This window comes from Streptomyces spiroverticillatus (assembly GCA_014650415.1).
Lineage (GTDB): Bacteria > Actinomycetota > Actinomycetes > Streptomycetales > Streptomycetaceae > Streptomyces > Streptomyces spiroverticillatus.
On record BMUX01000014.1, the window covers coordinates 131,220 to 145,117 of the forward strand.

The window sequence follows — 13,898 nt, forward strand, 5'->3', positions numbered from 1 at the left end:
GCCGAGCGCGCCCGAAGATCTGGCGGACCGGGGTGGTTCATGGGGGGGGCACCTGCATGCGGGTCACCTGATCGGCCGTTTCCAGCGGTGGCGGGCGCCTGTCCGTACGTACCGTCGAGAAGCGTCCGCCGGTCTGCGGCGGCGGCTGCCCGGGGACGACGGAAGGGGTGAGGACGTCCATGGATCCGGTGACGGAGGCACTCGACGATCTCCACCGGCGGATCAGCCCGCTGAAGGACGGCGAGGTCGCCACCTACATCCCCCAGCTCGCCCACGCCGACCCGGACGACTTCGGGATCGCCCTCACCAGCATGGCCGGCCACCGCTACCAGGCCGGAAGCGCCGACACCCCCTTCAGCATCCAGTCCGTCTCCAAGCCCTTCGTATACGCCCTGGCACTGACCGACCTCGGGCCCGAGGAGATGCTTAGGCGCGTCGGCGCCGAGCCCAGCGGGGAGGCCTTCAACGCCATCAGCCTGGAGGAGGACACCGGACGCCCGGCCAACCCGATGATCAACGCCGGTGCCATCGCCACCACCGCCCTGGTCGAGGCGCCCGACCCGGCGGCGCGGTTCGCCCGCATCCTGGACTGCCTGTCGGCGTTCGCGGGCCGCCGTCTCGACCACGACGAGGACGTGTACGCCTCCGAGGCCGAGACCGGTGACCGCAACCGCGCCCTCGCGTACCTGATGCGCTCGGCCGGATCGCTGGAGGGCGATCCGCACACCGTGACGGACACGTACTTCCGGCAGTGCTCGGTGCGGGTGACCGCCGCCGATCTGGCCGTCATGGCCGCCACGCTGGCCAAGGGCGGCCTCAATCCCGTCACCGGCGCGCGCGTGGTGACGCAGGACGTGGCCGTACGGACGTTGGCGATCATGGCGACCTGCGGGATGTACGACGGTGCGGGGCAGTGGCTGCTCAATGTCGGGCTGCCCGCCAAGAGCGGGGTGTCGGGCGGTCTGATCGCGGTCAGTCCCGGCCGCTTCGGCGTCGCCATCTACAGCCCGCCGCTGGACGCGGAGGGCAATTCGGTGCGGGGCGTGGTCGCCCTGACGGCGGTGTCCGCACGGTTTCAGCTGCACCTCATGCACGCGCCGGTGCATCTGACGGCCACCGTCACCGACACCGGGACGGCGGCCCGCTCCTCCCGGGTGCGCACCCCCGAACAGGCCGCCGCCCTCGACCGCGACCCGCGGCGCATCACCGTCGTCGGCGCGCAGGGCGAGCTGGAGTTCACCGAGACCGAGCAGCTCCTGAACGCGGTGGCGGAGACCGCGCCCGGCACTCCCGGCGCGGTGGTCCTGGACCTCACCGCGGTCACCGGTGTCAGCTCCGGGCCCGCCGCGATGCTCGCCGCAGCGCTGGCGGACCTGGAGGAGCAGGGCCACCGGGTGGCCGTCGCCGTACAGGAACCGTTCCTGGAGCAGTCGGAAGCCCGTCCAGGGTCCTGGACGGGCTTCTCGACCCGAGACGAGGCCTTGGCCTGGTGCGAGGACCGGTTCCTCGACTCCCCCGGCCTGCTGAATGACGCGTCTCCGTGACGGTCCGTCTTAAAGGACCAGGGACAGCAGGAGGACCAGTGCGCCGGCGACGACGGAGATGATGGTCTCCATGACCGACCACGTCTTGATGGTCTGGCCGACGTTCATGCCGAAGTACTCCTTGACCAGCCAGAAGCCCGCGTCGTTGACATGGCTGAAGAAGAGCGAGCCGGCGCCGATCGCGAGGACGAGCAGGGCCGCGTGCGGTGTCGACATGTCGGCCGCGAGCGGCGCGACCAGACCGGCGGCCGAGACGGTCGCGACGGTGGCCGAGCCGGTGGCCAGGCGGATGACGACGGCGATCAGCCAGGCGAGCAGGATCGCGGGGATCGACCAGTCCTTGGAGATCTGCAGGACCATCTGGCCGACGCCCGAGTCGATGAGGGTCTGCTTGAAACCGCCGCCCGCACCGACGATCAGGAGGATTCCGGCGATCGGGGCGAGCGACTTCTCGACGGTCGCGGTGATCTTTCCCCGGGTGAATCCGGCGGCGCGGCCGAGGGTGAACATGCCGACGACGACCGCCGCAAGCAGGGCGACCAGCGGCGAACCTATGACGTCGAAGACGCGCTGGACGGTGTGCTCGGGGTTGTCCACGACGATGTCGACGAGTGCCTTGGCCAGCATCAGGACGACGGGCAGCAGCACGGTGGCGATGGTCGCCCCGAAGCTGGGCAGCTTCGGGGCGTCGGCGGTTGCGCCCTGCTCCCCGGTGGCCCCGTCCCGCTCCTCGGACGGACGCCGCGGCATCATCTTCTCGGGCGCCGGGATGTCCACCCAGCGAGCCGCGACCTTCGAGAACAGCGGACCGGCGACGATCACGGTCGGGATCGCGACGAGAACGCCGAGGGCGAGCGTGACGCCCAGATTGGCGCCGACCGCGTCGATGGCGACGAGCGGGCCGGGGTGCGGCGGGATCAGGCCGTGCATCACGGAGAGGCCGGCGAGTGCGGGGATGCCGATGCGCATCAGCGAGTAGTTGCCGCGCTTGGCGACCATCAGGACGACCGGGATCAGCAGCACGATGCCGACCTCGAAGAACAGCGGCAGCCCGATGACGCTGGCGATCAGCACCATCGCCCAGGGCATGGAGCGCCCGCCGGCCCTGGCGAGGATGGTGTCGACGATCTGGTCGGCGCCTCCCGAGTCGGCGAGGAGCTTGCCGAGGATCGCGCCGAGTGCGATCAGCACACCGACGCCCGCGACCGTCGAACCGAGGCCGTTGGTGAAGCTGGTGATCGCCTTGTCGAGCGGGGCGCCGGCGAAGGCTCCCAGCGCGAGCGATCCGATGGTCAGCGCGAGGAACGCGTGCATCTTGAACTTCGTGATGAGCAGGACGATGACGGCAATGCCCGCGAGGACGGCGATCCCGAGCTGGGCATGGCCCGCCGAGGTGATCGGTTCCGCGGCGTCCGCCGCCAGGGTCTCGACGCTGAGACGTGTCACGGTGTTTCCCTTGCAGGAGTGGGGGGTTACGGGACGGGGACGCGTGGTCGCACGCGTCAGTGTGGGTTACGGGGCGGGACGCGTGGTCGTACGTGTCGGGGTGCACCGCGTGCTCGTACGTGTCCGGGTGCACCGCGCGGTCGTACGTGTCCGGGTGCACCGCGCGGTCATACGCATCCGGGTGCACCGCGTGCTCGTACGCATCCGGGTGCACCGCCCGCCAGCAGGCGCGGGCGTCACTGCGGCAACAGGCGCGGAAGCCGAGATCCGCCCTCCGTCGGCGGGCCGTAGGCGCGCAGGGCTTCGACCGCCCGCGCGGTGATCTCCGCAGGCGTGCCCGCGACATCGACGTCGACGCCCGCCTCGTCCGGCCCGAGCGGCTGGAGCGTGGCGAACTGCGAGTCGAGCAGCGCGGTCGGCATGAAGTGCCCCTGGCGCTGCGCCATCCGCCCCTCGATCAGTTCGCGCGAACCGGTCAGATGGACGAAGACGACGCCGGGAGCCGCCGCCCGGAGCCGGTCGCGGTAGCTGCGCTTCAGCGCCGAACTGCTGACGACGCCGCCGAGCCCGGCCCGGCCGTGCGCCCAGGAGCCGATGGCGTCGAGCCACGGCCAGCGGTCGTCGTCGGTCAGCGGGGTGCCGGACGACATCTTGGCGATGTTCGCCGGGGGGTGGAAGTCGTCGCCCTCGGCATAGGGAACGCCGAGCTGTGCTGCGAGCAGGGGACCGATCGTGGTCTTGCCGGTTCCTGCCACGCCCATCAGGACGACGACGTGGGGAGTATGCATTGCTGCCTCGCTGTCTTCTTCGACATCTCGCACGGCGGCCGGTCGTGCGTCCCGCCACTGAAACCCATTAGGTCAGAGGAATTCAAGAGTGTGTGACTTAAAAGTCATACTTATTGCGGTCGCGGCTGCCTCGTAGTCTTGTGCCATGACTGGACAGGCCCGATGGCTGCACGCCCGCGTACTCGACACCCTCGGGCCCGCCATCACCGGAGGGCAGTACCCGCCGGGGAGCGTGCTGCTCACGGACGAGCTGTCCCAGGAGTTCGAGGTGTCCCGCTCCGTGATGCGCGAGGCGGTCCGGGTCCTGGAGTCCATGCACCTCGTGGAGTCGCGGCGCCGCGTCGGCGTGACCGTGCTGCCCACCGAGGAGTGGAACGTCTACGACCCGCAGGTGATCCGCTGGCGCCTGGCCGGTGCCGACCGGCCCCGCCAGCTGCGCTCCCTCACCGTGCTACGCTCCGCGGTGGAGCCCGCGGCGGCGGGACTGGCCGCCCATCACGCCACCGCCGAGCAGTGCGCGGCCCTCACCGAGTGCGCCATCGGGATGGTCGCCCACTCGCGCGGTCAGCGGCTGGAGGGTTACCTCCTGCACGACATCGAGTTCCACCGGACGATCCTGAAGGCCTCCGGGAACGAGATGTTCGCCCGCCTCGGCGACGTGGTCGCCGAGGTGCTGGCCGGCCGCACCCACCACCGGGTGATGTTCGAGGACCCCGACCCGGCCGCGGTCACCCTGCACGTCAAGGTCGCCGAGGCGGTACGCGAGCGGGACGCCGCCCGGGCGGAGGAGCTGACCCGCCGGATCACGATCGGCGCCCTGGACGAACTGAACGTACTGGCCCCCTGACCCCCTGCCCCGCCCGCTCCGGACGGGCGCAGACCGCGCGCGCAGCGCCCCGAGGCGGAGCCCCACGCACCACGTAACGTCATCGCGTGCCCTTCCTCGAAATATCCGACCTGGTCGTCGACCACGACCCCCGCACCCTCGTGCGGCTGCCCGTCCGCCGGGCGGATGTCGTCGCGCGGCTGCGCGACGCGGGCGACCTGCGCGGCGCGCGTATCGCCGCCGCGCTGCCCTGCGCCCCAGACGGAACCCTCGATCCGGTCGCCGTGGACCGCCGCTTGGTCGCCGTGCATACGGAACTCCAGCGCCTCAGCGAGGAGTTGCGGCTCGGCGCACGGGTCGCGGAGGTCCTGCGTCCACTGCTCGCCGCCCTCCGCGCCGGTGAAGTCGCCGGTCCGCTCAGGGTCGTCGACGTCGGCTGTGGTCTGGGCTATCTCGTACGGTGGCTGGCCGCGTCCGGTGTCCTGGGACCCGGCGTCGACCTGGTCGGCGTCGACTTCAACGCGGCGCTGATCGGGGAAGCGGACCGTCTGGCCCGGGCCGAGAACCTGGACTGCCGTTTCGTACGGGGAGACGCCTTCGCCCTCCCAGAGCCCGCCACGGTGTACGTGTCCACGGGCGTCCTCCACCACTTCAGGGGCCCGGCCCTCGACGCCTTCTTCGCGGCCCAGGCCCAGTCCAGTCCCCTGGCCACCGCCGCGGGCACCGCAGCCACCCCCGGCCCCGCCGCCTTCTGCCACTTCGACATCGCCGCCACCAGGCTCGCCCCGATCGGCACCTGGATCTTCCACCGTGCCCGGATGCGCGACCCGTTGGGGCGGCACGACGGTGTCATGTCGGCCCGTCGCACCCACGACGACGCCACCCTGCTGAAGGCCGCCGCCCGCGCGGAAGGCTTGGTTCCGCTCGTCTACGAGCCCCGCACCCGCAGCAATCCCTTCTGCACCACCGTGCGCCCGGTCCTCGGCCTGCGCCCGGACCTGGTCCCCGCGCTCCAAACGGCCCTGGACCGCACCGCATCCGGCCGCCTCACCGGCGATCTCGCCGACGTCCTCGCCCGCCCCACCCCACGGACCGCCCGATGAACGCCCTCCTGCTCGCCGCCCTTGCCCTGATCGACGCGGCGTTCGCGGGCTTCCGCGCCTATGCGGGCCGGGACGGCCGCATCCGCAAATCCGGCCCCACCCGCAGCGCTGCCCTCCGCGGACTCACCATCGGCGCCCTCGCACTGACCGTGACCTCCGCCTTCACCACCGCCGTCCTCCTCCTCGGCGGAAACCCCGCTGTCCGCTACGCCGAACTCGACGCCGCAGCAGGCCGGATGCTGCTCGTGCACGCCCCGTACACCGCGATCGTGGCCGCGAGCCTCGCCTGCTACTTCTGGGGCCCCTTCCGCGCCAGCACGCTGGCCGTGGTGATCGGCCTCGGCCCGCTGACCCTGCTGCGCCCACTGGTCGTACTCGTCGGGGCCGTTGCCGCCGCCTGGGGCTCACTCCCGGCCGCCGCCGTCGCCGTGGCCGCCTCGGCCGGTGTCCTCCTGGTCGAACCACTCACCCACCGCAAGTGGTACGCACATCCGGTCTGACCCACGACCACCGCCCCCAATCGCCGGAACCTGGGCCGCGCGGCAGGTGTACGTCCGGAGCGGGCACCGGTGCCCGCTCCGGACGCTGCGTTCGCGCGCCGGTCAGTCCAGGCCCACCGCGCCGACCGGTGCCGGGCAGACCCTTCGGCCCTGGTGGTCGAAGACGTACAGCTGAGCCAGATCGACGAGCAGCGGCACCTGGGCGCCGCCCCTCAACTGCAGGTGCACCAGCACTTCGTGCCCCTGGTACTCGACGTGCTCCACGATCCCGCTCAGCGTCGCCTGAAGGCAGGCGGGAGGCCGGGATCGGCACTCAGGGGAATCGCAGGGTGAGGGTGAGGCCGCCCTCCGGGCCCGGTTGTGCCGTCAGCGTCGCGTGGTGGGCCTCGGCGATCGAGGCGGCGATGGACAGGCCCAGGCCGTGGCCGGTGGTGGCGGTGCGGTCGCCGTCGAGGCGGCGGAAGGGCTCGAACAGGTCGGGGACGCGGTGGGCGGGGACGTGGGGGCCGGTGTTGGTGACCGTCACGGTCGAGGAGTCGATCCGTACGAGGACATGACCGCCGGGGCGGTTGTACTGGACGGCGTTGCGGATCAGGTTGGTCAGCAGGTGGCGCAGGAGAACGGGATCGCCCGACACGGTCGACGGGGTGTGCGCCTCGATGTCGACATGCAGGCCGGTCCCGGCGGCGAGCGGGGCGACGTCGGCGGTGGCGGCGCGGGCCGTGGCGGCGAGGTCCACCGGCTCGGTCCGCTCCAGTCCGCGATCGCTGCGGGCGAGCAACAGGAGGGCGTTGACCAGCTGTTCCGCCTCGCGGTTGGCGGTCAGCAGATCCTCGCGTACGTCGGCGAGTTCGTCGGGCAGGGGGTCGGCGAGACCGACCTGGAGGGTGGTGCGCTGGACCGCGAGCGGCGTCTTGAGTTCGTGGGAGGCGTTGGCGACGAAGCGGCGTTGGCTCTCGAAGGACTTCTCCAGCCGGTCGAGCATGGTGTCGAAGGTGTCGGCGAGGCGGTGGAGTTCGTCGTCGGGGCCGGTGAGGGCGAGGCGTTGGTGCAGGTTCTGTTCGCTGATGCGACGGGCGGCCTCCGTCATGGAGACGACCGGGCGCAGGGCCCGTCCGGCCAGCCACCGGCCGAGCAGCCCGGCCAGGACGGCCATGACGAGGAGGCCGACGGCGGACCAGAGCACCATCTGGCGCAGGGCGGTGTCCTGGACGGCCTGCACGGTCTGGTCGATCTTCTGGATCATGGCGACGTCGCCCGGAGGCTCCCGTACGGGGTCGGAGCCGGTCGGGTGCAGGGACTCGGAGGGTGGCACCTGTCCGGACGGCAGGTCTCCGTACGTGACCGAGATCCCCTGGACCTGCTGGTTCGTTCCGTAGCGGGCGAGCAGCACGACGAACGCGAGCAGGCCGACGCCCGCGAGCAGGAAGAGTCCGGAGAAGGCCACGGTCAGCCGGGCACGGAAGGGCAGCCGGTTCAGCATCCCGCGAAGGCCTCGAAGGCTCGGCATCCCCCGAAACCTCTGGTTCAGTCGCACAGCCGGTAGCCCTCTCCCTTGTCGGCCAGGATCAGGCAGGCGTCGCCGAGTTTGCCGCGCAGGCGGCTGACAGTGGTGCGTACCGCGCTGGTGCGGGGATCGAGGTGTTCGTCCCAGACGGTACGGACGAGCTCGTCGTGCGCCACCGGTGCCCCGGCGGCCCTCAGCAGCAGCCGCAGGACCGCCGTCTCCTTCGGTGAAAGCTCCAGTGCCCTGCCGTCCACGAACACCTCCCGCCGCACCTCGTCCAGGGTGATGGCCCCGAAGCTCAGCACGGCGGGGGGCGGCTTGGGGGCGCGCCGGCTCAGTGCCCGTATCCGGGCGACGAGCTCGGTGAAGTCGAAGGGCTTGGCCAGGTAGTCGTCGGCGCCCAGCGCGGTGAGGCCGTAGATCCGGTCCGTGAGCTCGCCGGCCGCGGTCAGCATCAGGATCCTGGGCGGGTCGGTGAGCTCCCGCAGTCGCCTGCACACCTCGTCGCCGCTCATGACCGGCAGGTCGCGGTCGAGGACCAGTACGTCGTAGGCGGTGAGCAGACACATCCGCTCGGCCTCGTCGCCGGTGGCAGCGATGTCGACGGCCATCGCCTGGCGGCGCAGGCCGGTGGCGATGGTGCGGGCGAGGACACGGTGATCCTCGGCTACCAGGACTCTCATGCCTTCCATGAAACCAAGATCACGATTGCAGTCGCATAAGGGCGCAAAGGCATGCCCTCCGCCTCGTCGCCCGCCGTAGCGCCCGGTGCGCGCCCTTATCCCGCTGTAACGCGCTTATCCACCTGCAAACACCCGGCTGCTTCTGTCATCGGCATGAACTTCGTCAAACGCGCCGGGATGAGCCTGAGTGCCAGAAAGTCCAGGACCGCGGCCCTGCTGGCGATCTTCGTCGTCCTCTGCACCCTGCTCTTCGGCGGATTCCTGTTGCAGAGCGCCGCCGCCCGGCAGGAAGCGGACGCGGAGCGCACCATCGGCGTGGACGTCACCGTCCGGGACAAGGCCCTCACCCCCGCCCTCGTCGACCGGATCGGTGCCTCGGACCCGGTGCACCGCCACAACGCCGAGCTTCGGGTACGGGCCGACGCCAAGGGCATGACACCGCTGGCCCCGCAGGGTCCGAAGCCGCCCGGCTCCGGTGCCGACAAGTACCGGCTGACCGTGAACGGCGTGCGCGACTCGGGCATGCTGCTGCCCTTCTCGTACGGCTCGATGAAAATCACGGCGGGCCGGGGCATCACGCCCCAGGACGCGGGCCAAAACGTCGTACTGATCGAACAGCGCCTGGCCGACAAGAACCGCCTGACCGTGGGCGACACCGTCCGCGTGCTCGCGGCGGACGGCACCCGCTCCCTCCCTCTCACGGTCGTCGGCGTCTTCCGCGACCGGGCCCAGGACCCGACGTCGTGGCGGCCGCCGCACGAACTGCCGGGCAATGTGCTGTACGTACCGGTGGGCACCGCCCAGGAACTCGGCGGCGCCACCGCTCGTGTCAGCGAGGCGGTCTTCAAGATCGGCTCACCGGACCAGGCGCAGCGACTGCACGCGCAGACCGAGCAGCTCCTGGGCACGGGCGGCTTCGAATTCCGCGTCAACGACAAGGCGTACAAGGACCAGGTCCGCCCCATCCAGCGGGTCGGAACCTTCGCAGGGCTGATCGTCTGGGTGATCGCCCTGGCCGGGGCGCTGACCCTCGGCCTGATCGTGGCCCTGCAGATCCGCGAGCGGCGCGCCGAGCTCGGGGTGCTGCTCGCGGTGGGCGAGAAGAAGTGGAAGCTCATCGGCCAGCACGCCGTGGAGATGGCCGCCGTGGCGCTGCCCGCCGTGGCACTCGCCGCCCTGGCCGGCTCGCTCGCCGGGCAGAGCGCCGGTGACGCGCTGCTCGGCCGCCAGGACAAGAAGCCGGACCCCGTGGCCCTGACCCCGAAGGCCGAGATCGCGCCGCCTTCGGTACGGGTCGAACCCGCCGCCGTCGGCAAGGTCGCCGGGATCGCGCTCGGGATCTCGCTGGTCTCCACCGTCGTACCCGGCATCGGGATCCTGCGCCTGCACCCGCGCTCCATCCTCACCGACACCGAGTAGCCGTCCTCCGACCACGACACCCCACAGCCACCCAGACTCCCCCACCCACCCACCCGGACCGAGAGAGCCGCATCCCCATGAACTTCGTCAAACGCGCCGGGCTCAGCCTGTGGGCCCGCAAGGGCCGCACCCTCATCACCCTCGCCACCTTCCTCGTCATCTCCGTGATGGTGCTGGCAGGCATCCTGATCAACAACGCGACCGCCCGCGCCGAACGCGACGCCAAACGCTCCGTGGGCGCCGAGGTCAACCTCGACATCGACATGAGCCAGTTGGCGGGCTCCGGGCAGATGCAGGCTCCGAGCATCGCCGCCTCGACCGTCGACAAGCTCGGGTCCCTGCCCCAGGTGCAGAAGTACACGTACTCGATGTGGGACCGCGCCCTCCTCAAGGGCACGTACAAACTGGTCAAGGGCGGGGCGAACGACCCCATGGCCGACGCCATGGGCCCCGGCGGCACGATGAGCATCGGGGTTCTGGACTCCTCCCTGCTGCCCGACTTCCGCAGCGGCAAGACCACCCTCCTGTCGGGCAAGCACCTCACGGCAGCCGACAAGGACAAGAAGCTGCTCCTGGTCGAGGAGCGGCTGGCCAAGCAGAACGGCCTCAAGGTCGGCGACATGCTCCCGCTGACCGGCAACGACGAGAAGACGACGGCCGACTTCACCGTCGCCGGGATCTACCGCGACCCGCGCGCCACGACCGAGGCAGACCCCGAGTACGGCACCAGCCCGGCCAACATGCTGTACGGGACGGTGGGCGGCCTGACCTCGCTCAGCCCCGAGAACACCGGCCCCCGCCAGGTCGGCAAGGCGACCTTCCTGCTCCAGGACGCCGACGCCCAGGGCCCGTTCAAGGACGAGGCGAAGAAGGCGGCAGGCGAGGCGCTCAACGGCTTCAAACTGGACGCCAACGACAAGGCCGTCCAGCAGATGACGGGCCCACTGGAGAGCATCCGCTCCACCGCCACCCTCGCCATGTGGCTGATGGGCCTCGCCGGCGCGGCCGTCCTCGCCCTCCTGGTCAACCTCGCCGTCAAGCAGCGGCGCACGGAGTACGGCGTCCTGCTGGCGATGGGCGAGAAGAAGGGCCGGCTCATCGCCCAGCAGGCCCTGGAGATCGTGGTCGTCGCAGCCCTCGCCATCGGCCTCAGCTCCCTCTTCGCCCCGCAGTTGACCCAGAGCGCGGGGCAGGCGCTGCTCGGCAAGGAGGCCTCCGCAGCCGAGCAGAAGATCAACTCCTGGAAGCCCCCGGCCCCCGGCAGCACCGGCCTCGACCAGGGCATCGACCCGAACGACCGGCCCGTGGAGAACGCCGACCCCATCGACAAGATCACCGTCGCACTCGACCCGGCGGACCTCGCCACCGTCGCCGGCATCGGCCTGGGCATCGCCTTGCTCGCCACCGCGCTCCCCGCCGCGTCCGTGCTTCGCCTGAGCCCCCGCACCATCCTCACGAAGGGCAAGTGACCCCCCATGACCAGCACCACCACCCCGGCACCGCCCGCCCTGCGCCTCACCGGCGTCAGCCACACCTACTCCGGCCAGCGCCGCAGGACCACCGTACTGAGGGACATCGAGTACGCCTTCGAACGCGGCACCTTCTACACGATCCTGGGCCCCTCCGGCAGCGGCAAGACCACCCTGCTCTCCCTCGCCAGCGGCCTCGACACCCCCACCCGGGGCACCATCACCTTCGACGGGCAGGACCTCACCGAGCTCGGCCTCGGGCGCTACCGCAACAAGCACGCCGCGACGATCTTCCAGCAGTACAACCTGCTCACCTACATGACCGCCCTCCAGAACGTCACCTGCGCCATGGAGATCACCGGTGCGAAACCCGCCACCGGAAACCGCAAGGACCATGCCTTGCGCGTACTCGACAACCTCGGGCTGGACAGGGCGATGGCCACCCGCAATGTCCTCCGACTCTCCGGCGGCCAGCAGCAGCGCGTCGCCATCGCCCGCGCCCTGGCCTGCGACGTCGACATCCTCTTCGCCGACGAACCCACCGGAAACCTCGACGAGGACACCGCCCAGGGCATCATCGACACCTTCCGCGACCTCGCCCACGAACAGAACAAGTGCGTGGTCGTCGTCACCCACTCCCAGCACCTGGCCGCCCAGTCCGACCGCATCCTCAACCTCCGCAAGGGCAAGCTCACGGAACAGGTGAACACCCACTGAGCCGAACCGCCCCAACGGGCGAGCGGCCGACCACCAGGACCTCGGAAGGTCGCCGGTGGTCGGCCGCGTCGGGCCACTCAGGCCGGGCCGACGTGGTCCCTCAACGCGATGGCGCGCTGCGAGGGACGGCGCTCGGAGGCGAGGAGGCTCGGGCTCGAACCCGGCGACCTCATCGTGGGCGACTGGACGGCTGCCGCCGGGTACGAGGCGGCTCAGGAGATCGTACGGCGGGGCACCGACACCGCCGTCTACGTCGCCAGCGACAGTGTCGCCCTGGGCGTGCTGCGAGGGCTTGCCGACGCCGGGCTGCGCGTCCCGGACGACGTCAGCGTCATCGGACACAACGACGAGCCGAACGCGGCCTGCTTCGCACCTCCGCTGACAACCATCCACGAAGACCTCGACGCGCTCGCGGAGTTGTTGATGGCCACCGTGGGACGGCGACTCGCCGGGGAGACGTCGTTCGACGTGCCCCTCGTACAACCCCAGCTCGTCGTACGGAAGTCGACGACAGCCCGACGCGGGTAGCCGCGCGTCCTGGCCCCTGTCCGAAGGAAGTTCGTGACGCGGCAGGTGGCACCGCCATAGGATCCGGCCATGTCGATCACGCCCGCCATACCCGTCCTGCGTGCAGGCAAGAGAACTCGTCTGCACGCCGCGCAGGGGGAGTTGGTCCTCCACCGGTCAGGCCTGGAGCACCACATCCCCCTTGCTGCGGTGGCGCGCGTCCACGCGGAGCGGCGGGCCGTCGAGGTCACTCTCACGGCGCCCGCCGGGACCGTACCCACCGTGTACCGCGTCGACGGCGTGAGCGAGATCGCCGCGGGCGTCTTCGCCCGGGCCGTGAGCGACCTGCTCGACCCCACGGCCGGCGGATCCGAGGTGCCCGACGGCTCCGCCCTCGTCACCACGCGTACCGCCGAGCGGGAGGCCATCACCTCGAGGGAGGCGTTCGGGCGAAAGGTCAAGCGGCTGGTGTGGGGTGCGGTACTCGCGATCGTCGCGATGAGCGTGCTGGTCTCGTTCGTCACGCACCCCGTCATCATGCTCTTCGCCTGGATTCTGGGCGGCACCGGCTTCGGCTTCGCGATCTGCGTCGTGCTGCTGGCCCCGTCGGTCCTCGAACGCTGGCGGCTGCCCCGGCACGGCATCACCGTCACGGCGTACAGCGCCGCCATCGCGGACCGGCCGGGCCTCTACCTCTACGGCGACCAGGACGGCAACACACGAACGTACGTCGACACGAGCGGCCGCCTGAGCATCGAGGTCAGCTACGACCCGAGCGATCCGGGCACCGTGGTGCGCGCCGACGGCAAGGGGCGCGCGTGGCCGACGGCTGTGCTCCTGTTCACCGCACTCATCGCCCTGCTCCTCCTCGCCGGGTTCTGCGCCACGCCCTTCATGACTCCGTAAGGGGTACCGCCACCTTGCGCAGGGCTCCGTCCGCCGCACCGCCACGGCCGCCGACGGTACGGCAGGTGCCGGACTGGCTCACCCGCCGCCCCACAGCCCTGACCGCCCTACGCCCACCTCGACCCAGGTGACGAGGTCGCCGATGCCATTGGCCGGGCATGGCGCTTCGACGGCCCCTGGGAGTGGACACCCTTCGATGGCGAGCCGGTCGGTACGGGACCCAGGTGGCCACTGGTCCTGCTCACCCGCGCAGGAGCGCCATGCTCCAAGGAGGAAGCCGAGGTAGTGGCCGCGAGCACAGTGAACGGTTCGCACCAGGAGACGGTCCGAGACTGGATGTCGCTTACGGAGGCATCCCCGACACCCTGACCGACGGCGGCACTTCAGCCGTCACCCTCTTGAGCACGGACCACGCATATCAGCCCTGAGCGGCATTCCCACAGGTCAACAGCGTCCGTGATTGAGCACTCTAGTTGTCCATCG

At 70.8% G+C, this 13,898-nt stretch carries 13 protein-coding genes and 1 pseudogene; 9 read left to right on the plus strand and 5 right to left on the minus strand.

Going from position 1 to position 13,898, the window contains the following annotated elements:
- Positions 1 to 179: 179 nt before the first annotated feature.
- Positions 180 to 1,544, plus strand: a complete 1,365-nt coding sequence (gene glsA, locus IE269_RS30815) for a glutaminase A (protein WP_189826502.1) — start codon at positions 180 to 182, stop codon at positions 1,542 to 1,544.
- Between the two features lie 9 nt (positions 1,545 to 1,553).
- On the opposite strand, the gene IE269_RS30820 is transcribed toward glsA, so the two are convergent.
- Positions 1,554 to 2,990, minus strand: a complete 1,437-nt coding sequence (locus IE269_RS30820) for a GntT/GntP/DsdX family permease (RefSeq protein WP_189826503.1) — start codon at positions 2,988 to 2,990, stop codon at positions 1,554 to 1,556.
- Between the two features lie 236 nt (positions 2,991 to 3,226).
- Positions 3,227 to 3,778, minus strand: a complete 552-nt coding sequence (locus tag IE269_RS30825; protein ID WP_189826504.1) for a gluconokinase — start codon at positions 3,776 to 3,778, stop codon at positions 3,227 to 3,229.
- A 145-nt stretch (positions 3,779 to 3,923) separates the two neighbouring features.
- On the opposite strand from IE269_RS30825, the gene IE269_RS30830 reads away from it, so the two are divergent.
- From IE269_RS30830 to IE269_RS30840, 3 genes are all read left to right on the plus strand, one after another.
- Positions 3,924 to 4,625, plus strand: coding sequence for a FadR/GntR family transcriptional regulator (locus IE269_RS30830; RefSeq protein ID WP_189826505.1), 702 nt, complete (start codon positions 3,924 to 3,926; stop codon positions 4,623 to 4,625).
- Between the two features lie 86 nt (positions 4,626 to 4,711).
- The gene (locus IE269_RS30835) at positions 4,712 to 5,707 is read left to right on the plus strand and encodes a class I SAM-dependent methyltransferase (protein ID WP_189826506.1); all 996 of its coding nucleotides are present in this window, start codon (positions 4,712 to 4,714) and stop codon (positions 5,705 to 5,707) included.
- A complete protein-coding gene (locus tag IE269_RS30840; protein WP_189826507.1) occupies positions 5,704 to 6,207 on the plus strand; it encodes an oxidoreductase in 504 nt (167 codons plus the stop codon). The genes IE269_RS30835 and IE269_RS30840 overlap by 4 nt, the downstream gene beginning before the upstream one ends.
- 102 nt (positions 6,208 to 6,309) lie before the next feature.
- Here IE269_RS30840 and IE269_RS30845 read toward each other — a convergent pair whose 3' ends face one another.
- Genes IE269_RS30845 through IE269_RS30855 form a run of 3 tightly spaced genes read right to left on the minus strand, consistent with a single transcriptional unit; the run spans position 6,310 to position 8,397 of the window.
- Positions 6,310 to 6,483, minus strand: coding sequence for a TOBE domain-containing protein (locus IE269_RS30845; RefSeq protein ID WP_474200928.1), 174 nt, complete (start codon positions 6,481 to 6,483; stop codon positions 6,310 to 6,312).
- A 37-nt stretch (positions 6,484 to 6,520) separates the two neighbouring features.
- Entirely contained in the window at positions 6,521 to 7,717 is a 1,197-nt protein-coding gene (locus IE269_RS30850) for a sensor histidine kinase (protein WP_189826508.1), read from the minus strand.
- A gap of 17 nt (positions 7,718 to 7,734) precedes the next feature.
- Positions 7,735 to 8,397, minus strand: a complete 663-nt coding sequence (locus IE269_RS30855) for a response regulator transcription factor (RefSeq protein WP_189826509.1) — start codon at positions 8,395 to 8,397, stop codon at positions 7,735 to 7,737.
- A 153-nt stretch (positions 8,398 to 8,550) separates the two neighbouring features.
- Here IE269_RS30855 and IE269_RS30860 point away from each other — a divergent pair, with 153 nt between their 5' ends.
- The 5 genes and pseudogenes from IE269_RS30860 to IE269_RS30880 all read left to right on the plus strand — a co-directional run bounded on the left by IE269_RS30860 (position 8,551) and on the right by IE269_RS30880 (position 13,415).
- Positions 8,551 to 9,816, plus strand: coding sequence for an ABC transporter permease (locus tag IE269_RS30860; protein ID WP_189826510.1), 1,266 nt, complete (start codon positions 8,551 to 8,553; stop codon positions 9,814 to 9,816).
- A 77-nt stretch (positions 9,817 to 9,893) separates the two neighbouring features.
- Entirely contained in the window at positions 9,894 to 11,285 is a 1,392-nt protein-coding gene (locus IE269_RS30865) for an FtsX-like permease family protein (protein WP_189826511.1), read from the plus strand.
- Positions 11,286 to 11,291: 6 nt separating this feature from the next.
- On the plus strand, positions 11,292 to 12,002 hold the full coding sequence (locus IE269_RS30870; RefSeq protein ID WP_189826512.1) for an ABC transporter ATP-binding protein: 711 nt from the start codon (positions 11,292 to 11,294) through the stop codon (positions 12,000 to 12,002).
- A gap of 87 nt (positions 12,003 to 12,089) precedes the next feature.
- Positions 12,090 to 12,530 (plus strand): annotated as a pseudogene (locus IE269_RS30875) (substrate-binding domain-containing protein); the annotation flags it as partial.
- A gap of 69 nt (positions 12,531 to 12,599) precedes the next feature.
- A complete protein-coding gene (locus IE269_RS30880; protein ID WP_189826514.1) occupies positions 12,600 to 13,415 on the plus strand; it encodes a hypothetical protein in 816 nt (271 codons plus the stop codon).
- The last annotated feature ends 483 nt before the right edge of the window (positions 13,416 to 13,898 follow it).

Excerpts from the sequence above, each read along its gene's own strand:
- glsA (WP_189826502.1), top strand. The coding sequence starts at position 180 with ATGGATCCGGTGACGGAGGCACTCGACGATCTCCACCGGCGGATCAGC.
- IE269_RS30825 (WP_189826504.1), bottom strand. The coding sequence starts at position 3,778 with ATGCATACTCCCCACGTCGTCGTCCTGATGGGCGTGGCAGGAACCGGC.
- IE269_RS30830 (WP_189826505.1), top strand. The coding sequence starts at position 3,924 with ATGACTGGACAGGCCCGATGGCTGCACGCCCGCGTACTCGACACCCTC.
- IE269_RS30840 (WP_189826507.1), top strand. The coding sequence starts at position 5,704 with ATGAACGCCCTCCTGCTCGCCGCCCTTGCCCTGATCGACGCGGCGTTC.
- IE269_RS30850 (WP_189826508.1), bottom strand. The coding sequence starts at position 7,717 with ATGCCGAGCCTTCGAGGCCTTCGCGGGATGCTGAACCGGCTGCCCTTC.
- IE269_RS30855 (WP_189826509.1), bottom strand. The coding sequence starts at position 8,397 with ATGAGAGTCCTGGTAGCCGAGGATCACCGTGTCCTCGCCCGCACCATC.
- IE269_RS30860 (WP_189826510.1), top strand. The coding sequence starts at position 8,551 with ATGAACTTCGTCAAACGCGCCGGGATGAGCCTGAGTGCCAGAAAGTCC.
- IE269_RS30865 (WP_189826511.1), top strand. The coding sequence starts at position 9,894 with ATGAACTTCGTCAAACGCGCCGGGCTCAGCCTGTGGGCCCGCAAGGGC.
- IE269_RS30870 (WP_189826512.1), top strand. The coding sequence starts at position 11,292 with ATGACCAGCACCACCACCCCGGCACCGCCCGCCCTGCGCCTCACCGGC.
- IE269_RS30880 (WP_189826514.1), top strand. The coding sequence starts at position 12,600 with ATGTCGATCACGCCCGCCATACCCGTCCTGCGTGCAGGCAAGAGAACT.